The organism is Paraburkholderia sp. FW306-2-2C-D06C (assembly GCF_058781505.1).
In genome coordinates this window covers 25,926-47,616 of the sequence record NZ_JBYSWU010000058.1, presented here as the reverse complement: position 1 = coordinate 47,616, position 21,691 = coordinate 25,926, and the positions used below count along the sequence as shown (strand labels likewise).

The following is a 21,691-nucleotide window of genomic DNA, read 5'->3' as shown; positions in this document are numbered from 1 at the left end:
ATGTCTCCTTAGAACGAGTGACGTACGCCGATCATTGCGCCGGTCTGTCCGACGCCGGCCGCGGGCGTCGTACCGCCTCCGCCGCCGCTTACGGAGTAGCGCGCTTTCGCGCTATTGGCGAGATACGAAGCCTGTGCATAGACCGCCGTGCGCTTGGACAGTTGATAGGTCGTGCGCAAGGTTCCCATCGTTGCACGCGTGTCGTGGTCGCTATTGACGATGCGATAGACTTCGCCATCAACGATGAACGATGGCGTCACGAAATACGATGCGCCTACGAAGAAAAGATCGGAGCGGGCATTGGCGATTGCGGGGGAATCGGTGACAACCCGGCGTCCGAGCCAACCCAAACCGATCTTGGCGCCCGCATACTGCGCATAGGCGCTCACATGCGTGCGCGCATCCTTGTCGGCAGCATTGGTGAGCGGCGTCGGGGGGACACCGTCGAAGAAGTTGGCGGCGGCCGTCGCTCCGCCACGTTGCTCTTCGTACGAGGCTGCCGCGCCGAAGTACTGCGCTTCGTACTTGAGCATCACGGACCAGTCGCGGCACTCGGTTCCGTGCCCCGGCACAGAGCCCACGCAAGAACCCTGTCCCGGCGAGTTATTGCCCGCTGCATCGCGACCGAAGGAATAGCCAGCGCCGAGGGTCAAGCCGCGATAGGTGCCCATGTACGTCACGCTGTTGTCGGCGCGGGCGTTCGGCACGTACGCATCGAGAGAGCCCATGCCGTAGATGTCCGGACCGATGATGTCCGCGTTCATCACCGCAAGATAGGTCATGGTGTACTGCCGTCCGAAGGCGACCGTGCCGTAGGGGCTCTTGACACCAACGAATGCTTGCCGGCCGAACAGTCGTCCGCCTTGACCGAGGCTTCCGTCACGAATATTGAAGCCACTTTCCAATGTGAATACCGCGCTATATCCGCCGCCGAGATCTTCGGCGCCACGCAGTCCCCACCGTGAAGGAAATTCGCCCGTGACCGCCGGCATGCGGAACACTGCGTCACCCGCCGCGTTTGCGTGCGACACGTATTCGATGCCCGTATCGACGATCCCATAGAGCGTGACGCTTGACTGCGCTGATGCGCTTGCGGCAACGGCAAGCAGCGCGCTGCCCAGGATTACGTTCTTCTTATGTTGACGTGCTTGCATAGTCTCTCCAAACCAATGGGCTGTTGTGTTGTGTTGTGTCGTTATATGGACTTAGTCGCTCACCCGCGGACGGCGGATCAACATCAGCGCCGCGACGGCCGCGATCAAGGTCACGGGAATGCTCGCGCCGATGACGACTGGGGCGCTGCGTCCCATTGCAAGCAATTGCCCAGCGGCGAGAGGACCGACGACGGAGCCCACGCGGCCTACCGCAACCGCCGCCCCGACGCCGGTGCCGCGCATTGAGGTCGGGTAGAAGGCAGCAGAAAGCGCATACAGCACCGACTGCCCGCCAATAACGAACATGCCCGCGAAGAACGCGGACGCGGTGAGCGCCGCAAATCCGGGCGCGACGGAAAGCGCGGCGAGCGATGCGATGATGCCCACGTACATTCCCGAGACCACAATGCTGCCGCGCAGGCGGTCCATCAGCATGCCGATAAAGAGCGCGCCGAGGCCACCGCCGATGTTGAAGAAGATCTGCACGATGCCCACCTCGGGGCGTCTGAGGCCGCGCGCAGCCATCAGGGAAGGCAGCCAGTTAAGCAGGAAGTAGAGGACGATCAGCGTGCAGAAGTAGCTGACCCAGATTTGCGTCGTCGACAGCGCGCGATGTTCGCCGAACAGCACTTGCGTGACGGGCTCGGGCTTGCCCGTTGCGCCATGCGTGGCGTGACTGAAGGCCTTCGACTCGGGCAGGAACGCGAAGAGCAGCGGCACGAGCACAAGCGGTCCGGCACCGCCAACATAAAAAATATGGCGCCACTCGATATCGCCCGCGCTCACGATACCGATGACCGATGCGACTACGCCGCCGAACGGGATGCCGCAATACATCACGCTCACCGCCGTATTTCGCGCCTTGGGCGACACGGCTTCCGAAGACAGCGCGATGAGGTTGGGCAAGGCGCCGCCGAGGCCGATGCCCGTGAGTACGCGAACGGCAACAAGTGCGTTGAAACTCGTGACGAGCGCGGTCGCGATCGACAGCAGCCCGAAGATCGCTGCAGAGAGAATCAATACCCGCTTACGACCGATCCGATCGGCCAGCCGCCCCCCGAACATCGCGCCCGGGAGAAGTCCAAAGGTGCCGGCGCTGAAAGCGAGACCCATTTGCGCGACGGACAGGCCGAACTCACGTGCCATGCGTGGCGCGGCTACGCCGACCGACTGCAAGTCGAGTCCTTCGAGCAACGCAATGGCGAAACAAAGGCCCAAGGTGGCGAGCGTGCCGGTGCTCGCGATGGATCGCGCGTTCATGCTGTCTCCTGCCAATGCTGTTCTGGTGGTTTTCATGTCGGTTGATTGATCGGTGGACACTCGACTATTAATCAGGCGACCTGATATCGAGCGCGAAAAAAACGGACATTGGCTGTCCGTTCGGCTGGATGGGCGTATTTCATATCAGGAAGCCTGATCAAGGCAAGTCAAATGCGTTCGGTGAATACCCCTAGGTGAAGAAGGCGTCCTGTCCGCACCGCATTCCCGCGCCCATCGAGGGTTTTCACTGAGTTCACGGCGCTTGTTTTATCAGGCAGCTTGATACTAGAATTAGTCTCAGGTTACCTGATATATAGCCGGTTAGATGCTACGGCAGCCGTGATCAGGGAACACATTGACACTTTGCGCCGCGAGGCGCTGGAGAATACGCATGGCAAGCTATGAAGGTCGCTGGAAAACCGTTGACGTGAAGGTTGAATCGGGCATCGCGTGGGTGATGTTCAACCGCCCGGAAAAGCGCAATGCAATGAGCCCTACGCTCAACAGCGAGATGATTCAGGTGCTCGAGACGCTCGAGCTGGATGCGGATGCACGCGTACTGGTGCTGACCGGCGCGGGCGACGCCTGGACCGCCGGCATGGACCTGAAGGAGTATTTCCGCGAAGTGGACGCTGGCCCGGAAATCCTTCAGGAAAAAATTCGACGCGACGCGTGCCAGTGGCAATGGAAACTTCTGCGCATGTACGCAAAGCCGACCATTGCGATGGTGAACGGGTGGTGCTTCGGTGGCGGCTTCTCGCCACTGGTGGCGTGTGATCTCGCCATTGCGGCAGACGAAGCGGTCTTCGGCCTTTCTGAAATCAACTGGGGCATTCCGCCGGGCAATCTCGTGAGCAAGGCAATGGCCGATACCGTCGGTCATCGTCAGGCGCTGCATTACATCATGACGGGCGACACCTTCACCGGTCAGGAAGCCGCAGCGATGGGCCTGGTCAACAAGAGCGCGCCCCGTACGCAGTTGCGCGAGGAAGTCGTAAAGCTCGCGGCGAAGCTGTTGGAGAAGAATCCCGTGGTCCTGCGCGCGGCCAAACACGGCTTCAAGCGCTCCCGCGAACTCACGTGGGACCAGAACGAGGACTATCTCTACGCGAAGCTCGATCAGGCGCTGCACCGCGATCCGGAACAGGGCCGCGCACAGGGTCTGAAGCAGTTCCTCGACGAGAAATCGATTAAGCCGGGTCTGCAGGCGTACAAGCGCACGGAAGAGTAAGCGCGATTCAGGAGAGAACACCGTGAACGAACTGAGCATGTTGATCGGCGGGCAGGATCGCGCCGCATCGAATGGGGCGACATTCGACCGCCTCGACCCAGTCGCAGGACTGGTGGCCTCGCGCGCACCGGCCGCAACGCTCGAAGACGCCGATGCCGCGGTTGAATCGGCCGCTCGGGCGTTTCCGGCCTGGTCGGCAATGACGCCGTCGGAGCGGCGCGCACGCTTGCTCAAGGCCGCCGACATCATGGATGCGCGCACCAGTGATTTCATCGCGGCGGGCATGGCGGAGACGGGCGCGATGGCGAATTGGTACGGCTTCAACGTCCATCTCGCCGCGAACATGCTGCGCGAAGCGGCGGCGATGTCCACGCAGATCGACGGCAGCGTGATTCCCACCGACATGCCCGGCAATCTCGCACTCGCAGTGCGCCAGCCATGTGGCGTCGTGCTCGGCATCGCGCCGTGGAACGCGCCGGTAATTCTCGGCACGCGCGCCATCGCGATGCCGCTCGCGTGCGGCAACACCGTCGTGCTCAAAGCGTCGGAGGCGTGTCCCGCGGTGCATCGCATGATTGGCACCGTGCTTCAGGAAGCGGGGCTCGGCGATGGAGTCGTCAACGTCGTAACGAACGCGCCGGAGGACGCGGCGGCAATCGTCGAGCGATTAATCGCGCATCGCGCGGTGCGCCGGGTGAATTTCACGGGATCGACCCACGTCGGACGCATCATCGCCATGCATGCGGCGAAACACTTGAAGCCCGCGCTGCTGGAACTCGGCGGCAAGGCACCCGCGCTGGTGCTCGACGATGCAGATCTCGATGCCGCTGTCGAAGCCATCGCGTTCGGCGCCTTCTTCAATCAAGGCCAGATTTGCATGTCGACGGAGCGCATCATCGCGCATCGAAGTATCGCGGATGAACTGGTCGAAAAGCTCACGGCGAAGGCGCGCACGCTCGTTGCGATGGCGCCGACGGCCGCGGGTGCGAAGCTCGGCGCGCTCGTCGATGCGAAAGCTGCCCAGCGCATCGCAGCGCTGGTCGAGGACGCCCGCAGCCACGGCGCGAAAATCCGGGCAGGCGGGGCAATCGACGGCGCGATCATGCAGCCAACCATCGTCGATGACATCACGCGCGACATGAAGCTGTACGCGGAGGAATCGTTCGGACCGGTGGTCACGGTACAGCGCGTCGCAAGTGACGATGAAGCCGTGGCGGTGGCAAATGACAGCGAGTTTGGCCTGTCGGCGGCCGTGTTCAGTCGTGACGTCGCGCGCGCGTTGAATGTCGCGAAGCGCGTCGAATCGGGCATCTGTCACATTAACGGCCCCACGGTCCATGACGAAGCGCAGATGCCGTTTGGCGGTGTGAAGGGGAGCGGCTATGGCCGCTTCGGCAGCAAGGCATCGATCGCGGAATTCACCGATTTGCGCTGGATCACGGTTCAGACGGGCGAGCGACATTATCCCATCTGACCCAAGGCGCGACGACAAATCAATCCACCGACAACCGCCGTGAGGGCGAAGGTCGTACCGGCGCGCCATGAAATGCGCGGGACGACGCCGGGGACATTCAGCGGAGACAATCAGTGAACTTCGAGCCGACTCAAGAAAGAGGCGAAGAAGCGTGGGACCTGGCGAAGTTGCCGCATCGAAAGGTGCGCATCGGAAGCCCGGGTATCAACGTGCGCCAGGACGGCGACATCTTCTACATGAGCACGCAGGAGCCGCTCGGAAGCTATCCGGAGCGATTCACGGACAGGCTCGTGAGCGGCGCCGAAGCGCACCCTGAGCGCTGGCTCGTCGCGTGCCGCGATGCTAGCGGCGCCTGGAACGGCATCAGCTATGCACAGATGCTGGAACGCGCGCGAGCCATCGGCCAAGCACTGATCGACCGTCAGCTCTCAGTCGAGCGACCCGTCGTGATCCTCTCGGGCAATGATCTCGAACACCTGCAGCTCGCGCTCGGCGCGATGTGGGCCGGTGTGCCCTATGTGCCGATCTCGCCGGCATACTCGCTGGTGTCCAGCGATTACGGCAAGCTGCGTCATACGCTCGATGTGCTGAAGCCCGGCCTCGTCTTCGCCACCGACGGGAATGCTTTCGCGGCTGCCATCGATGCGGTAGTGCCGGAAGGCGTCGAAGTCGTGTGCGCATCTGGATCGTGCGGGCGGGCAGCGTCATCGTTCGCCGATCTGATCGCAACGTCCCCAACGAGCGTCGACGATGCGCAGCGTGCGGTGGGACCGGACACCATCGCGAAGTTTCTGTTCACATCGGGATCGACGAAGCTGCCGAAGGCCGTGCCGACGACGCACCGCATGCTGTGCAGCAACCAGCAGATGCTGCTGGAGACGTTCCCCGCATTCGCGGATGAACCGCCGGTTCTGGTCGACTGGCTGCCGTGGAATCACACGTTCGGCGGCAGTCACAACATCGGTATCGCGCTGTATAACGGCGGCACGATTTATATCGATGACGGCAAGCCGGTTCCGGCCAAGTTCGAGGAAACGCTTCGCAATCTGCGCGAAATCGCGCCGACGATTTTCTTCAACGTGCCGAAGGGATGGGAGGAACTGACGGCTGCGCTGGAAACCGATGTCAAGCTACGCGAGACCTTCTTCTCGCGCGTCAAGGTGTATTTCTTCGCGGGCGCAGGGCTTTCGCAGGCTGCATGGGACCGGCTCGAACAGGTGACGGCCCGCTACTGCGGTGAACGCATCCGGATCATGGCGGGGCTCGGCATGACGGAGACATCGCCGTCGTGCCTGTTCACGACGGGCCCGATCATGCGAGCCGGATACGTGGGTGTGCCGGCTCCCGGCTGTGACGTCAAGCTGGTCCCAGTGGCCGGAAAACTGGAAGCACGGTATCGTGGCCCGCATGTCATGGCGGGTTACTGGCGGATGGAAGCTAGCCAAGGGGCGCAGAGCTTCGACGAAGAAGGCTACTACTGCAGCGGCGATGCGCTCAAATTTGTTGACGCGGCGCGGCCCGAGCTCGGACTCATGTTCGATGGCCGCATCGCTGAAGACTTCAAGCTTAGCTCCGGGACTTTTGTGAGCGTCGGGCCCATGCGTGCCCGTATCATCTCCGAAGGGGCGCCGTACGTTCAAGATGTCGTCATCACAGGGATGAACCGTGACGACGTTGGCGCGCTGGTGTTTCCGAGACTCGACGAGCTTCGAAAGCTCGCGGGTCTGTCGCCCGATGCGAGCGCGAGCGAAGTCGCCGAGGTGCCCGCGGTGCGCGAGTTCTTCGTGACACTGCTTGCACGATTGAACCGGCAGGCAACAGGCAGCGCAAATACCATCGCCCGGATGCGCTTGCTCGAAGTACCGCCGTCGCTCGATCGCGGCGAGGTCACCGACAAAGGCTCGATCAATCAGTCGGCGGTGTTGACACATCGCGCGGCGATCGTCGATGCCTTATATGACTCGAGTCGAGCTGATTCGCGGGTAATCCTCGCGAGGGGCATGCGCGGTTGAAACTTCACATTAATCAGGCAGAGCGCGCCGACGCGGTAACATTGGCATCTCCACTAGCCCCGTTAAGCGTTGCGATGCCGACCAAACTGCCAGTAAAAAAAGCTACGTCGACGACGAAATCCGCCCAGGCCGCAGGCCCGCGCAAGGGTCAGGCGCGGCCACGCCTGACTTATCTGGTTGGAAGCCTCGATCGCATCCTCCGCCGCAAGATGACCGAGGCACTGGCGCCTGTCGGGCTTACGCTCGCGCAATTTACGGCGCTGTCGGTGCTCGACGCACGCGGGCAGGCATCAAATGCGCAACTGGCCGAACGATCCTTCATTACACCACAATCGGCCAACGAAGTGATGAGCGCGATGTCTGCGAAAAACTGGATCACGCGCGAGCCTGATCCTAACCACGGACGTATCGTAGTCCTGCGACTGACGGAGGAGGGACGCGGCGTGTTGCGCCAGGGCATGGACGTCGTGCGTTCGCTCGAAGACCAGATGCTCACGAACATCCGATCCGCTGACGCACTCCTTGTCCAGGACTGTCTGGAACTTTTCGCGCGCAATCTGCGTAGCTGAAGCCACCGTTTTCGCCCCCTCGGGCGATCAATGGCAGGCCGCTCCGCCAGTTCGATGCGGAGCCCGGGTTCGGCCATGAGCGGCCGTTCAGCATGGCTAGGAAATGGGCAGGTTCGTAGCCAAAGCGGTCGTCGGGTCGCTCTCGCTGCATCCGTTCCGGTCGCTGATGCCATTCGTGGCTCACTGGAGGGTATGACTGCAACTAGATGGTCGATTCCGATTAGCGGTCACTAAAGGGTTTTCCATGTGGTGCCCGCCTTGGTGTTCAACAAGGAAAGAGAGGCTGCAGCGCTGCGACCTGCGGATCACGGATGGGGCGCCGGCGTGTAGTGGGATGCATGATGGATCCGCGCAACATACGAAACACTTACTTCCGGGCTGCGAAACCGCATGCGCGCTCCGGCAATGTTCGTCGCGTGTCCTGGAGGCACGGAAAAGACCAGTGCAACGCTACGTCTATGACACTGACGTGCGCAGGTGCATCGGCGATATCAATTTTTGAACCGGTAAGTAACCGGTAAGTCGAGCTCCCATAAAGTCGGTTCCACTTTGTCCACTGACTTCCTGGAAGCGATCGTGAAAAAAAATCCCTTGCCTGTTCACCGCATATTCCTGACTGCTGCCTTGTTCGCGCTCTCTTCCGGGCTAGCGCGGGCGGAAGGAGGTGACATTGACCATATCGACGCGGAGAGTTCAGGTCTTATGATCCTGAACAATGCGACGAACGTGACCCACTGGGGGCTTGGTGCAGGTGTCGGTATTGGGCAGTCGCCGTATAAGGGATACGGCTCAAAAGTCGAGCCGCTCCCGCTGGTCTACTTCGACGATAAGTGGGTACATGTTTTCGGCACTACGATCGACGTGAAGATCGGGAACTGGAGCGGTGTAAGCGTTGCGCTGCGCGGAAAATTTTCGCTTGGCGATGGTTACAAGCAGTCTGATGCTCCAATCCTGAATGGCATGGAAGACCGAAATGGCGCGTTCTGGTACGGTCCTGCGCTTGCTTTACATACCGCATTCGGCACGCTTTCGGGAGACTATCTGGTGGGCGGGAACAAGGGGCAGCGTGCCAGCCTGAACTACAGCAAGTCATTTGATGTTGGAGATTTCTCGATTAATCCGCATTTGGGCGTGGACTGGTTGAGCGGCAAATACGTCGATTACTATTACGGCGTGCGCCCCTCCGAGGTGCGCCCCGGACGTCAGGCGTACACCGGCACGGCAACCTGGAAGACTTCGTTGGGAACGCGTATCGATTACAACCTCACGAAGCACCAACGCCTCCTGCTGGACGTTGGTGTGTCGCACTTTGGCGGCGGTGTCACGGACAGTCCCCTTGTCGGTAAGCGGTTCATCCCGGAGGTCGGGATCGGCTACATATACCAATTCAAGTGAGTTCAGCGTCATGTCGCGAGTTGCAATTGTCGAAGACCATGCACGCCTCGCCGACATGGTGAGCCAGGCCCTCATGCGCGTGGGAATCGAAACCGACCAGTTTCACAATATCTCTGGAGCAACCTACGGTGTGCGCCAGTTCGACTACGCGGTGTTGATCATCGATCGTAGCCTTCCGGACGGCGATGGGCTGAGCTTCCTGCGCGCGTTGCGTGCGACCGGTCAAATGACGCCGTGCCTCATGCTAACGGCCCGCGATGCTTTGCACGATCGTGTCGACGGGCTCGAAAGCGGCGCGGACGACTACGTGACCAAGCCGTTTGAGATGAGCGAGCTGGTTGCGCGGGTGCGCACTCTGATGCGCCGGCCAGTGGTGCTAACTACGCTTGTCGCGTCATTCGCGGACGTTGAAGTGGATCCCCAGCAACGTGAGATGCGCTGCGGCGCGCGGTTGGTCCTGCTCGCGCCCGCTGAACTGCAGATCATGCTTTGCCTGATCGAAGCGGCCGGCCGAACGGTGCGGCACGCTGCACTTGAGCATGCCGCCTGGGGTCTCGCCGAAGCCGTAACACCGAATGCACTGGAGGTGACCGTGCACCGGTTGCGTAAGAAACTGGCTTCGATCAACACCAGGACACGCCTAACGAACGTTCGCAGCGCGGGATTTGCTCTCGAGGAAGTATCGGAGCAACAGCGGCAGCTTTCGGGGCGGCCGGAAGGCACTTGAGAGGTGTTCCATGAGCGATCTATTACTCGGCTCAGGCATTCCACACCCGTTCTAATGTGGGGGCGTCATGCTCGATCACTACATTCAAAGCCTGTCGGCGCGGCTGTGGGCGACGACCGTCGTCGCACTTGCAGTCAGCCTGACGGTGATTGCCGGTCTGGTTATCTACGTGTTCGATCACTATCCACAGCAGACGCTGGGTCGCCACGAATTGACGGAGGACCTCGATCGGGTAATCGATGGAATCAGGTTCAACAAGGCGGATCGCCCCTATTCTGTCGACCTTCATGATCGTGATGTTGGGTGGCTGTTTAATCTCGTGCCCACCGAACTCAAATACCGTGTGCTGGATGGACAAGGTCACGTCCTGCTTGCCTCGACGGGAGCAAACACAGTCGGTCCGTGGCTGACAGCCGATCTGGCTGGAGCCGTCGGCAAGATATCCTACGTGAATATCGATGGAAAGCTGTTCTTCGTCGCGACGCAGCGGGTCCTGCGAGGACAATCCGCGTTCTATGTGCAGACCGCAACCAGCGAACGTTTCCTGGACGCCTTGGTCAGTTCAAAAGTCAAGCCGATTCCGGCCACGGTCAAGGTTATTTTCTTCGTTGTGGCTATTATTTCGGGCCTGGTGCTGCCGCTTACAATCTACCGGGTGCTCAAGCCGTTGCGAGATGCGTCAGAGGCGGCTACGCGGATAACCCCGCGCCGGCTAAAAACGCGCCTTTTGGCCAGTGGCATTCCGAGTGAGATCAAGCCGTTGATCAACGCTTTCAACGAGGCGCTTGAACGACTGGAGAATGGTTTCGTAGTCCAACAGCAATTTCTTGCGGCCGCCGCGCATGAACTTCAAACGCCGCTCACCTTGATCCGCGGGCAGATCGAGTTGCAGCCGGAGATCGCGCGGAAAGACCTGCTGTTTCGTGAAATCGACCTGATGTCGCGACAGGTTCGACAACTCCTGCATCTTGCTGAAGTCAGCGAGGCGCAGAATTTCGACTTCGGCGAAGTCCGCACGATCGATGTAATGCAGGATGTCGTCGCGTATCTGGCCCCTAAGGCGGATGGAAAACAGGTGACGCTGCGGATCGAGGAGTGTCGTGCATCGCCGCCGATCTGGGCGGACAAGGGCGCGCTGTTCATCCTCCTCAAGAATATCGTCGAAAACGCGATCAATGCATCGCGCGCCAACAGCATCGTGTCGTTAACGATCGACGAGGCATCGATCGAGGTTCGTGACGAAGGGTGTGGCATACCGAAGGATCATCTTCCGTTTCTGTTCAAGCGATTCTGGCGTGCGCCAAATGCAAGACACGACGGGGCGGGCCTCGGATTGGCAATATGTAAGGAAATTGCGTTGGCGCACAATTGGCGGTTGACGGTGAGCAGTCTCGCGATAGGAACGCGATTTACTGTGTGGTTATAACTGCGTTCTTCATCCTTCCGGTGACCGTCGACTCGTCGTGGGCCTTTCACGAATAATGAGCAACCGATAACCGGGCCGGAATACCCGTTACGCCTGGCCACAGGCGATGAACAACTTCAAATGGCCGCTCTCATCGCTCTGCCAGCCATAGACAATGCGTCGTGACGAACGGCTCTGTTGGGTCGATCAGCGACGTTCGGAACGCCCACCAAGACGCCTGGCGTACGAAAAAATCCGAATCTTGACGGCACCCCATATGGGGGTGGAGCAAGCTGAGCGCGAATTTCTATCATAAGCGCCAGGGTTATATAGATGCACAGAGCTATTCGGAAACATCGCAGTCCGTGTCAATGATCAGATACCAAATGACCCTGACCCTGACGCGGTGACGACAAGCAGCGAGATGGGAACTGTCGCGCTATATGTAGCTTGATGCGACTACGCGCCCACGGGGAACTACCCAGCTCCCGTATGAAAACGCTAGGCCTTATAACTGTCAGGCTTATGATAGAAATTCGCGCTCAGCTTGGTCCCCCCCGTTACACCTAATCAGGCCCGGCGCGGCAGGCTTCGGCGAAGGGAGGTGCGTTTCAGTCTTCGACGGGACGAGGGAAGGAGAGCAGGGAGGTCCAGGCTCTCGCTGACCCGCCGCTGCCGCGCAGACGCCCGCCGCTCTGGCGAAGGCGCCAATGGTCAGGCTCTCGCGATGGTTGTTCATTCCGCTTGACTCCGTACTGAGGTACGGACCTAAGGTTACGCTATCCATTGAACCCGTAACCGGAGTCGTCACCATGAGCGTATTGACTCGCATCGCCGACAAGACCGGCGCGCTCGGCAGCCTCGTTTCCGCGATGGGCTGTGCGGGATGCTTCCCAGCGCTGGCCAGCTTGGGGGCCGCGCTTGGACTGGGCTTTCTGAACCGTTACGAAGGTCTGCTGGTGCAAATCGTGTTGCCGGTTTCCGCGCTTCTGGTGCTGGTCGCGAATGCACTGGGCTTCCTGAGCCATCGGCAATGGCACCGTAGCGCGCTGGGCATGATCGGCCCGCTGATCGTGCTGGCGGCGTCGGTGGTGTTTCTCGGCCGGACGTGGGCGCCGGGTCTGCTGTATGCCGGCCTCGCATCGATGCTTGCCGTCGCAATCTGGGATCTGACCTCGCCCGCCCACCGGCGATGCACCACCGACGCCTGCGACGTGCCACAAAGGCGCGGATGAGCGCCGGGTGGCGTCGACCCGATCGAGCAGGACGTGACGCAGCTCTCGTGCTGCGCCGGATAACCGGGAGACAGCGAGGGGGTACGCCGGCCGGTACGGTGGATCGCCGCCGCAGCACGATGGCGCCTATCATTAAGGCACCGTCTGGCCACGGTCGATGGGGCCGTTCGTCGAAAAAGGACAGACGTTCATGCATTGAATGTGTTGGCTGGTCGATGTCGGGTCGGGAGGTTCCATGCCGCCGCTACGAGCAATCAATCTTCTCCAGTCGAAGGAAGGGGCCCGGCTCCATGGTCCGGAACTCGACCGATGGCGCCGCTGGGGACCTTATCTGAGCGAGCGGCAATGGGGCACTGTTCGCGAAGACTACAGCGAAAATGGCACCGCATGGGACTACTTTCCACACGATCATGCGCGCAGCCGCATGTACCGCTGGGGTGAGGACGGCATTGCCGGATTCGGCAACGACCCGCTCGACTGGTGCGTCTCGCTCGCGCTCTGGAACGGGCACGATCCGATCATCAAGGAACGGCTCTTCGGGTTGACGAATGAGGAAGGCAATCACGGCGAGGACGTAAAGGAGCTTTACTTCTATCTCGACGGCACGCCGACGCATTCGTACATGAAGATGCTGTACAAGTATCCTCACGACGCGTACCCGTACCAGCATCTGATCGACGAAAATCTGCGGCGCGGCGCCGATCAGCCCGAATATGAAATCCTCGATACGGGCGTGTTCGACGATAACCGCTACTTCGACGTCTGCGTCGAGTATGCGAAGCACACACCCGACGATATCGTGATGTGCGTTACGGTAGAAAACCGCGCGGATCAGCGCGCGGCGCTTCATGTGTTGCCGCAATTCTGGGCGCGCAACAGATGGGCGTGGTCGGGCAAGCGCGGCAAGCCGTCGCTCACGCTGGAGCCGAATGCAGAGGAAGGCGCGCGCGTCGTCGCGCACAATCCCGCGCTGGGAACGATGATCGTGACAGCGTCGGCGCAACAGCCGATCGAGTGGCTCTTCTGCGAAAACGAAACGAATGTGCGCCGCCTTTTCGGCTTCGAAGGAGCGGGGCCGTTCAAGGACGGCTTCAATGACTACCTCGTTGACGGCGACGAGCAGGCCATCCGGCGCGACCAGGGCACCCGCGCCGCCGCGCATGTGTACCTGCAGTTCGCGCCTCATGAGCGCTCGGTGCTGTATCTGCGCTGGCGTCCCGAACCGGCTCCGGATGCCGTGCCGCTCGACATGAACGAGCTCTTCGCGCGCCGGCAAGCGGAGGCCGACGAATTCTATGCGGCGCTTCAGCACGACATCCCCGACGTCGATGCGCGGCTCGTGCAGCGTCAGGCGCTCGCCGGCATGCTGTGGACGAAGCAGTACTACCAGTTCGACGTGACGCGCTGGCACGACGGTGACCCCGGCCAGCCGAAGCCGCCAAGAGCACGGAGGCACGGCCGCAACGCGGACTGGCGGCATATGTGCAATGGCGACATCGTGTCGATGCCCGACAAGTGGGAGTACCCATGGTACGCGTCGTGGGACCTCGCGTTTCATGCGGTCGCGTTCGCCATGATCGATCCCGACTTCGCGAAGCAGCAATTGCTGCTGCTCGTGAAGGAGCGCTATATGCATCCGAACGGGCAATTGCCCGCCTACGAGTGGGCGTTCGGCGATGCGAATCCGCCGGTTCATGCGTGGGCAACATGGCGTGTGTACGAACTCGACCGCGAGGTGACGGGCGTTGGCGATCACGAGTTTCTCGAAGTCATGTTCCACAAGCTGCTGCTCAATTTCTCGTGGTGGGTCAACCGCAAGGACGCCGATGACCGCAACATCTTTCAGGGCGGCTTTCTTGGACTCGACAACGTGGGCATCTTCGACCGGTCTTCGCCGCTGCCGACCGGCGGCCGCATCGATCAGGCCGACGGCACGGCATGGATGGCCTCGTACGCGCTCGACCTGATGCAGATCGGCCTCGAACTGGCGATGACGAACAACGCGTACGTCGAAATCGCGGTGAAGTTCTTCGAGCACTTTCTGTATATCGCGGAAGCAGTCAGTTGCAGCGAAGGCTGCAGGACAGGGTTATGGGACGGACACGACGAATTCTTCTACGACGTCCTGCACCTTCCGGACGGTACCCGTCTGCCGATGCGCATTCGCTCGATCGTCGGGCTGATTCCGCTGTTCGCCGTACACGTGCTCGAAGAGCGCGTGTACGGTCATCTGCCCGGATTGCGCGAACGGCTGGCATGGTTTCTCGATCATCGGCCGAATCTGGCGAAGCTGGTGTCGCGCTGGACCGAACCTGGCAAAGGCAACACCACGCTGCTGTCGTTGTTGCGCGGACACCGGATGACGGCGCTGCTGCGCCGTGCGCTCGATGAAGACGAGTTTCTCTCCGAGCACGGCGTGCGGGCCCTGTCCCGTGTGCATCGCGATGCACCGTACGTCTTCGACCATGACGGCGTGAGCTTCTGCATCAAGTACCTGCCTGCTGAATCGGACTCGCGCGTGTTCGGCGGCAATTCGAACTGGCGCGGGCCGGTCTGGATGCCGGTCAACTACCTGCTGGTCGAATCGCTGTATGAGTTCCATCGTTACTACGGTGATGGGTTTCGCGTCGAATATCCGACGGGATCGGGCAACAGGTTTTCGCTGAGCGAGATTGCCGATGACCTCGCACGGCGCGTCACCACGCTCTTTCTCAAAGATGCACAAGGCCTGCGGCCCGTGATGGCGGCCTATCCGATGCTGCAGGCCGACCCGCGTTCGCAGGATCTCGTACTGTTCCACGAGTACTTTCACGGCGACAACGGACGCGGTGTCGGCGCTTCGCATCAGACCGGCTGGAGCGGGCTCGTCGCGCTGTTGCTCCAGCCGCGCATGATGAAACTGTCCCACGCAGCGCCTGATGTTGCGTCGGTGGCCGCGCCAGTGGCCGAAGACACCGCGCCGGCCATGGCGCGGTAGCGTTGGCACCCTGGGGAGTACGGACTTGGTAGCGCCTAAAATGGATTCAGGCGCGCTCTCAACCCGTCGGTCCAGGCCTCGGCCTGTCGCCGAGCAGCGCCGCGCCAGTTTTGAAGATGTCAGGGAGTGTTTGCAGAGTTCGACATCCCATGGATAAGCCCGTCATCCTCGCAGTCGACGACGACCCCATCGTGTCCGGTGCGGTTGCCCGTGACCTGCAGGTTGCGTACGGCGAGCATTACCGGATCGTGCGCACCGAATCAGGCAGGGCGGCGCTCGACGCCGTGCAAGAACTGCGCCGGCTAAACCGCCCGGTCGCGCTTTTCATCGCGGACCAGCGCATGCCGCAGATGAGCGGTATCGAGTTTCTCGAGCAGGCCATCGAGCTGTTTCCCGACGCCAAGCGCGTGCTCCTGACCGCCTATGCGGATACGGATGCCGCGATTCGTGCGATCAATACGGTGCACCTCGACCAGTACCTGCGCAAACCCTGGCATCCGCCGGAACAAAACTTCTATCCAGCGCTCGACGATCTGCTCGCCGACTGGCAGGCCTCCTATTTACCTCCGTTTCAGGGCATTCGTCTGCTCGATCATCGCTGGTCGCCGCAAGGGCATCAATTGCGTGACTTCATGGCGCGCAATCACATTCCGTACCGCTGGCTGGACGTGGAGCGGCACGACGAGGCGGACCCGCTGCTGAACGCGTTGAGCCCGGCGCAGCAGCAACTGCCGGTGCTGGTCTTCGAGGACGGCACGGTCTTGAGTCGGCCCACGACCGGTCAGATTGCCGAGCAAGTGGGCTTGCGCACGCGTTCGACCACGCCGTTTTTTGACCTCGTGATCGTCGGTGGCGGGCCGGCCGGGCTGGCTGCCGCCGTATATGGCGCCTCTGAAGGACTTCATGTGGCGATCGTCGAATGCGATGCGCCCGGCGGCCAGGCCGGCACCAGTTCCCACATCGACAACTATCTCGGCTTTCCGGCCGGCGTGACCGGCGCGGAGCTGTCGCGCCGTGCGCTGATGCAGGCGAGGCGTTTCGGCGCGGAAATGATCCTGACGCAACAGGCGGTGGGTCTGCGCATCGACGAGCCGTACAAGTTCATCAGGCTGTCGGATGGAGCCGAAGTCAGCTGCCTGGCGCTCATGGTCGCGAGCGGCGTGTCTTATCGCAAGCTCGAGGCTCGCGGTATCGAGGAACTGACGGGTGCGGGCGTTTATTACGGCGCCTCGCTTGTCGACGCGGTCGCCTGCGCCAATCAGGATCTTTACGTCGTCGGCGCGGCTAATTCGGCTGGGCAGGGTGCGATGTTCCTGTCGAAGTACGCGCGCTCGGTGACCATCCTGTGCCGCGGCGGCTCCCTGAATCCCGATATGTCGCATTATTTGCTCACACAGATCAACGATACGGAGAACATCCATCTGCGTCCCAATACCGTGGTGGAAAGCGTGAGCGGTCAGGGGCACCTTGCGGAAATCACGCTGCGCGATGTCCGGATCGGACAAATAGAGTCTGTTCCCGCGACTGGCCTTTTCGTTTTCATCGGCGCCGCGCCCTGCACGGAGTGGCTGCGTGGGGTACTCGAGCGCGACGAGCATGGCTTTCTGTTGACCGGCCGCGCCGTCGTCAAGGCAGGCCGGGGGCAGGGCGGATGGTTGCCCAGGCGCGACCCGTTCCTGCTGGAAACCAGCGTGCCGGGTGTCTTTGCGGCCGGCGACGTGCGTGCCGACTCGGTCAAGCGCGTCGCGGCGGCTGTCGGAGAAGGCGCGATTGCGGTGCACTCTGTCCACCAGTACCTGGCGAATCTATGAGCGACCTGACCGCATTGTTCGAGATGCCGCTCTTCGCGGGTATGTCCGAGGAGCGCAGGCAATGGCTGAGCGAAAACCTGAGCGAGCGTCGCCTGAACAAAGGCGACGTGCTGATTCGGGAAGGCGAGCGCGTCACCCATCAATACATACTGCTCGAGGGCGAACTGGTGACGGAAAAAGCCGTCGGTGGACGGCAGATGTTCGACGACCGGCGCAGCGCGCCGACCTCCATCGCGGAAGCGGCGCTGCTCGCCGAGGTGCCGGTGCCGTTGACCTTCACCGCTGCGACGAACTGCCGTCTGGTTGCGCTATCCGACGACGCGTTTCGCACGCTGCTAAGCGAATGCCAGTCCTTCAGCAGGGTCATCTATCGTTCGATGTTCGCGCGCATTAGCGCCTACGACACGTTCATTCTCACTGGCGAGAAGCTGGCCGCACTGGGCCGGCTGTCCGCTGGACTGGCACATGAGCTGAACAATCCCGCAGCCGCCGTCGCGCGCGCGACGGACCAGTTGCGCGCATCGCTCGCTGGCACAGGCGAAGCCATCCACGCACTGGTTTCAAGCGCGATGCCTGCCGATGTCATGGGGACGCTGAACGAGCTGGCAAGCCGCGCGATACCCGTGCAAGCGAACCATCAAAGCGCGGTGCAGCAAAGCGAAGCGGAAGGCTCGCTGGCGGATTGGCTGGCTGGATGCGGCACCGCAAAACCCTGGCTTGTCGCGCCGCAACTGGTGGCCGCCGGGATCTCGCTGGACGATCTTGCTCCGGTAGCCGCACGTGTGAGCTCCGCGCAGTTCGGCGCGGGCATCCGGTGGCTGGCTGCCAGGCTGGAACTGCGGGCCCTCACAGACGAGGCGTGGCTCGGCGCCGCGCGTATTTCCGAGCTGGTGAAGGCCATGAAAGACTACTCGTATATGGACCAGGCGCCGCTGCAGGAGGTCGACATCCACGACGGCATCGAGGACACGCTGACGATCATGCGGTACAAGCTCAAGCATGGGGTCACGGTCAAGCGCGATTACGATCGCACGCTGCCGCGCGTGCCGGTGTGCGGTGGCGAACTCAACCAGGTGTGGACCAACCTGATCGACAATGCGGTTGACGCGATGTCGGGCGAAGGCGAGATCACTATCCGCACGCGCCGGGAAGGGGATTTGGCATCGGTCGAGATCGCCGATACCGGCCCCGGCATCCCGGAGGAGATCCAGGCACAGCTATTCGATCCGTTCTTTACGACCAAACCACCTGGCAAGGGAAGCGGCCTGGGTTTGCACATCGCTTACCGTACTGTCGTCAACCGCCACGGTGGCACGATCAATATCGTCTCAAGAGCGGGCGAAACAATATTCCAGGTGCGTCTGCCGCTGGCCGCCATTCATTGAGCGCAGGACGACGGGCTGAATCCGGGACAGCGGGCGTGCTTTCATCGCGATTGCGAGAGAAGCCAGGCCACGTGTCCCTCAGGTCAAGCGACACCGGTCCCCGCACCTGCCAGTGGGAGCGTCACCCGAAAGGTCGTTTCGCCAGGACGTGAGCTTGCCTGAATCGTCCCGCCATGCCGATTGACCACGATACGGTAGGCGATGTGCAGACCAAGTCCCAGGCCCTGCCCCTGCACTTTGCTTACCGGCTTCGACGTAAAAAAAGGCTCGAACAGGTGTGGCACAGCTGCTTGCGGAATACCGGGCCCGGTATCGGTAATCTCGACCATCGCGCAGTCCGCATTGCGGCGCGTGCGGATAGTCAGGTCGCCGTGCCCGTTCATCGCCTCGATCGCGTTAGCGATGATCCTCGTCCACACCTGATTGAGTTCGCTGCCATATACCTGCAGACGCGGCAGGCTGCGGTCGTAGTCGCGGATGATCACGACGGTCTGCTTCAGTTCATGCGCAAGCACCGTCAGCGTATCCTCGATGCCGTCGTGAATATCGATCTCCTGCTGCGGTCCCTGATCCATGTACGAGTACGCCTTCATCGCCTTCACAATGTCCGAGATCCGCTCCGCGCCGCGCATCGCCTCGCGCAGTACCGAGCGAAGCTCCAGTACCTGAGCGATCCACCCGACGCCTGCATCGAACTGTTCGGCGTTCAGGCCGGCAGCCACGTGCCCGAGCGCGTCGGACGTGATTCCATGTGCGACAAGACACGGAGCAGCCAGCCACGGCTTGGTCACGCGCTGGGCAGTGAGCCAGTCGCAGAGGCGTGCTTCCGCTTCGCTCTGCCGCAGTGAATCCGCGCCGCTCGCGCCAGTTTCCGAAGTCTTGTTCGTGGCTAGTGCTCTCAGTGCATCCACGGCATCGCGAGGTACCGCGCTCGAGCCTAGCGCCAACGCTGAATTCTCAAGCGCTGCGAGTTCGCCGAGCAGGTGGTCGAGCGCACGCGCAACGGCCGAAGCGGGATTGTTCAGCTCGTGTGCGAGCCCGGCCGCGAGCTTGCCCAATGCGTCCAGCTTCTCGTGATTGTGTCCGGCCGCTTCGAGCGTGGTGAGCCAGTCGGTCATCACGCGGGTGATGGCGCGGTTGAAAGGGTCGCACGACATGAACAGATCGCGGAAGGCGGCGTCCGAAAGCTCGGCGAGCTGGCAAGGGGTTGCGGCCCTGACGGTCGCCGGATAGGGAATCGAAGCAATCAGGCATGGCGTGCCCAAGATCTCCGGCGCAACAAAACGCTCGCTCGGAAGGTGTCCCTCCGCTCGTCGCGTTAACGTGAGCTCTCCCTCGAGCAGAATGAAGAGACTGGAGCTCAGCTCGCCTTCGTCGAGGAGTACGCTGCCTGCCTCGACAGTGAACTCCGTCAGGTTGTCGCACAGCCATTGCAGCCGTTCCGGCGAAAGGTCCGCAAACACCGGTATCCTGCCCAGCTTGTCGAGATCGATCATGGTTCGCTTGCCTCCCGGCGACACAAATGCGCTCCAGGATTGAATTGCGTAGCCAGCGAGCATTGTGTTGTGCCGCGGCTCCATATCCCTGCGGCAATCCACCAGCATCCGATGGCGACAAGCAGCCCGTGGGCGACGCGCAGCGGCTGCGTTCCGAAGAACTGCGGGATGTAGAGCGCGAGGCCTAAGGCCAGGGGTACGCCACTCCATCGCGGATAAATGACCGAATGCCAGATCGTAGTTGCGGCGATGATCGCCGCGACAGCGAGCAACAGCAACCCAATAAGAAACATGGCGAGGCCGGGGCCGGAACGAACATCGGTGGCGAGACTCAGCACCGCAACACTCTGTTGGATGACGGCCTGCTGTCCGATCGCGTGAAGACCGTAGGCTTCCCCGCCGTAGAACGGCAAGGTCAGTCCTGTCCCAAGCAGGCTCAGCACGACCGCCCAGTACGCGCCGCGTTCTGCCGCCGTCCGTTGTAGTGACCTGTGAAGCTCGAGCAGCCCCAATGGAAGCAACGTAAAAGCCACCATGGCCAACATGTGCGCGATCAACCACTGGCCGCTCGCGAACGCGGCAGCACCCCGCAGGGAGCGCTCGTCGGAGAAAGGGCGGATCGCCGGGTAAAGAACGAAAAGGAGCCCGGAAATGGCCATGGCGGCGCCGCTCAGACGTCGGCGAGATGCAATAGCGGGTCGATGCATGCGTGACGCTCGTTGGTCTGGATTGAGTTGAACTTGAGCCGTTCACAGATTTTGCCCGAACGGCAGTAGCGGGTCGAGGAAGGACACCGCTCGCGCGGTAGAGGGCTCCGGCTAGGCGCGGGCGGTGCCGTTCCATGAATCCTAGCCGCCGTGCCGCTATAGCGTTCTTACTGAATGTGGTCCCTGACGGATGGCAGGGGGCAATAGAAGTCATTCTAGGCCGGAATGCGGTCAGATCTGCGCCTTGCCGATGGAGGCGCCGCCGTCGACATACAGCGTCTGTCCGGTGATGAAACCGGCATCGTCCGACAACAGGAACGCGATCGCCGCGGCGATTTCGTCGGGCTTGCCGAACCGGCCCATCGGCACTGCCGACAGGTAGCGTTGCTCCCCTTCGCTGCCGGGAGGACTGTTTTTGCGGAACAGTTCCGTCTCCGTCGGGCCGGGCGCGACGGCGTTGACGGTAATGCCGGTTTTCGCCAGCTCGAGCGCCCACGAGCGCGCGACGCTGACCAGCGCGGCTTTCGCGGCGGCGTACGCGGTCCGGTGTGTGATGCCGAGGACTGTCAGGCTGGAAACGTTGACGACCCGGCCCCAGCCGCGAGCGTGCATGCCCGGCAACAGGGCCTGCACGGCCTGCACGGCCGGGTGCAGGTTGAGCGCGAACACATCGTCCAGGTCGTCGAGCTGGATTTCACCGAGGACCTGAGGTCGGACGAGTCCCACGTTGTTGACGACGCCGTCGAAGGCGTAGCGCGTGGTGGGGTAATCTATATGAACGCGTCCCGTTTGCGCTAGTTTCTCGTGTGTTCCGATAGACAGGATGGGCTGCGGATCTATATCCGGCCTTGAT

16 protein-coding genes are annotated in these 21,691 nt (G+C 61.7%); 11 read left to right on the top strand and 5 right to left on the bottom strand.

From position 1 onward, the window contains the following. Positions 1 to 8 precede the first annotated feature (8 nt). Entirely contained in the window at positions 9 to 1,154 is a 1,146-nt protein-coding gene (locus AC3WLT_RS31205; protein WP_492595492.1) for a porin, read from the bottom strand. A 51-nt stretch (positions 1,155 to 1,205) separates the two neighbouring features. Next, positions 1,206 to 2,414, bottom strand: a complete 1,209-nt coding sequence (mhpT, locus tag AC3WLT_RS31200) for a 3-(3-hydroxy-phenyl)propionate transporter MhpT (protein WP_492595491.1) — start codon at positions 2,412 to 2,414, stop codon at positions 1,206 to 1,208. Between the two features lie 391 nt (positions 2,415 to 2,805). Here mhpT and AC3WLT_RS31195 point away from each other — a divergent pair, with 391 nt between their 5' ends. The 11 genes from AC3WLT_RS31195 to AC3WLT_RS31145 all read left to right on the top strand — a co-directional run bounded on the left by AC3WLT_RS31195 (position 2,806) and on the right by AC3WLT_RS31145 (position 18,635). Then, positions 2,806 to 3,645, top strand: coding sequence for a p-hydroxycinnamoyl CoA hydratase/lyase (locus AC3WLT_RS31195; RefSeq protein ID WP_492595490.1), 840 nt, complete (start codon positions 2,806 to 2,808; stop codon positions 3,643 to 3,645). Between the two features lie 22 nt (positions 3,646 to 3,667). Beyond that, positions 3,668 to 5,119, top strand: a complete 1,452-nt coding sequence (locus tag AC3WLT_RS31190) for an aldehyde dehydrogenase (protein ID WP_492595489.1) — start codon at positions 3,668 to 3,670, stop codon at positions 5,117 to 5,119. Positions 5,120 to 5,232: 113 nt separating this feature from the next. Then, a complete protein-coding gene (locus AC3WLT_RS31185; RefSeq protein ID WP_492595488.1) occupies positions 5,233 to 7,131 on the top strand; it encodes a feruloyl-CoA synthase in 1,899 nt (632 codons plus the stop codon). A 74-nt stretch (positions 7,132 to 7,205) separates the two neighbouring features. Further along, positions 7,206 to 7,700 (top strand): MarR family winged helix-turn-helix transcriptional regulator, encoded by a 495-nt coding sequence (locus AC3WLT_RS31180; protein WP_492595499.1) that lies wholly within the window; start codon positions 7,206 to 7,208, stop codon positions 7,698 to 7,700. Positions 7,701 to 8,276: 576 nt separating this feature from the next. Beyond that, positions 8,277 to 9,095, top strand: a complete 819-nt coding sequence (locus tag AC3WLT_RS31175) for a MipA/OmpV family protein (protein ID WP_492595487.1) — start codon at positions 8,277 to 8,279, stop codon at positions 9,093 to 9,095. A gap of 10 nt (positions 9,096 to 9,105) precedes the next feature. After that, a complete protein-coding gene (locus AC3WLT_RS31170) occupies positions 9,106 to 9,822 on the top strand; it encodes a response regulator transcription factor (protein ID WP_492595498.1) in 717 nt (238 codons plus the stop codon). Between the two features lie 67 nt (positions 9,823 to 9,889). Further along, positions 9,890 to 11,248: a sensor histidine kinase gene (locus tag AC3WLT_RS31165; RefSeq protein WP_492595486.1), complete on the top strand. Its 1,359-nt coding sequence runs from the start codon at positions 9,890 to 9,892 to the stop codon at positions 11,246 to 11,248. 791 nt (positions 11,249 to 12,039) lie between these two features. Beyond that, positions 12,040 to 12,462, top strand: a complete 423-nt coding sequence (gene merC / locus AC3WLT_RS31160) for an organomercurial transporter MerC (RefSeq protein ID WP_492595485.1) — start codon at positions 12,040 to 12,042, stop codon at positions 12,460 to 12,462. Between the two features lie 235 nt (positions 12,463 to 12,697). Further along, positions 12,698 to 15,439 (top strand): MGH1-like glycoside hydrolase domain-containing protein, encoded by a 2,742-nt coding sequence (locus AC3WLT_RS31155; RefSeq protein ID WP_492595484.1) that lies wholly within the window; start codon positions 12,698 to 12,700, stop codon positions 15,437 to 15,439. A gap of 149 nt (positions 15,440 to 15,588) precedes the next feature. After that, a complete protein-coding gene (locus AC3WLT_RS31150; protein ID WP_492595483.1) occupies positions 15,589 to 17,250 on the top strand; it encodes an FAD-dependent oxidoreductase in 1,662 nt (553 codons plus the stop codon). Then, positions 17,247 to 18,635: an ATP-binding protein gene (locus AC3WLT_RS31145; protein ID WP_492595482.1), complete on the top strand. Its 1,389-nt coding sequence runs from the start codon at positions 17,247 to 17,249 to the stop codon at positions 18,633 to 18,635. Before AC3WLT_RS31150 ends, AC3WLT_RS31145 begins: the two co-directional genes overlap by 4 nt. A gap of 83 nt (positions 18,636 to 18,718) precedes the next feature. Here the strand turns inward: AC3WLT_RS31145 and AC3WLT_RS31140 are convergent, their stop codons facing one another. The 3 genes from AC3WLT_RS31140 to AC3WLT_RS31130 form a co-directional block, all read right to left on the bottom strand. Further along, positions 18,719 to 20,131 (bottom strand): ATP-binding protein, encoded by a 1,413-nt coding sequence (locus AC3WLT_RS31140; protein WP_492595481.1) that lies wholly within the window; start codon positions 20,129 to 20,131, stop codon positions 18,719 to 18,721. Further along, positions 20,128 to 20,790 (bottom strand): hypothetical protein, encoded by a 663-nt coding sequence (locus AC3WLT_RS31135; RefSeq protein ID WP_492595480.1) that lies wholly within the window; start codon positions 20,788 to 20,790, stop codon positions 20,128 to 20,130. The genes AC3WLT_RS31140 and AC3WLT_RS31135 overlap by 4 nt, the downstream gene beginning before the upstream one ends. A 279-nt stretch (positions 20,791 to 21,069) precedes the next feature. Then, positions 21,070 to 21,654, bottom strand: coding sequence for an SDR family oxidoreductase (locus AC3WLT_RS31130; RefSeq protein ID WP_492595497.1), 585 nt, complete (start codon positions 21,652 to 21,654; stop codon positions 21,070 to 21,072). Positions 21,655 to 21,691 lie beyond the last annotated feature (37 nt).

Bases quoted from the DNA above. Each gene is read 5' to 3' on its own strand.
- AC3WLT_RS31150 (WP_492595483.1), top strand. From the start codon at position 15,589: ATGGATAAGCCCGTCATCCTCGCAGTCGACGACGACCCCATCGTGTCC.
- mhpT (WP_492595491.1), bottom strand. From the start codon at position 2,414: ATGAACGCGCGATCCATCGCGAGCACCGGCACGCTCGCCACCTTGGGC.
- AC3WLT_RS31140 (WP_492595481.1), bottom strand. From the start codon at position 20,131: ATGATCGATCTCGACAAGCTGGGCAGGATACCGGTGTTTGCGGACCTT.
- AC3WLT_RS31155 (WP_492595484.1), top strand. From the start codon at position 12,698: ATGCCGCCGCTACGAGCAATCAATCTTCTCCAGTCGAAGGAAGGGGCC.
- AC3WLT_RS31145 (WP_492595482.1), top strand. From the start codon at position 17,247: ATGAGCGACCTGACCGCATTGTTCGAGATGCCGCTCTTCGCGGGTATG.
- merC (WP_492595485.1), top strand. From the start codon at position 12,040: ATGAGCGTATTGACTCGCATCGCCGACAAGACCGGCGCGCTCGGCAGC.
- AC3WLT_RS31170 (WP_492595498.1), top strand. From the start codon at position 9,106: ATGTCGCGAGTTGCAATTGTCGAAGACCATGCACGCCTCGCCGACATG.
- AC3WLT_RS31195 (WP_492595490.1), top strand. From the start codon at position 2,806: ATGGCAAGCTATGAAGGTCGCTGGAAAACCGTTGACGTGAAGGTTGAA.
- AC3WLT_RS31165 (WP_492595486.1), top strand. From the start codon at position 9,890: ATGCTCGATCACTACATTCAAAGCCTGTCGGCGCGGCTGTGGGCGACG.
- AC3WLT_RS31180 (WP_492595499.1), top strand. From the start codon at position 7,206: ATGCCGACCAAACTGCCAGTAAAAAAAGCTACGTCGACGACGAAATCC.
- AC3WLT_RS31135 (WP_492595480.1), bottom strand. From the start codon at position 20,790: ATGGCCATTTCCGGGCTCCTTTTCGTTCTTTACCCGGCGATCCGCCCT.
- AC3WLT_RS31205 (WP_492595492.1), bottom strand. From the start codon at position 1,154: ATGCAAGCACGTCAACATAAGAAGAACGTAATCCTGGGCAGCGCGCTG.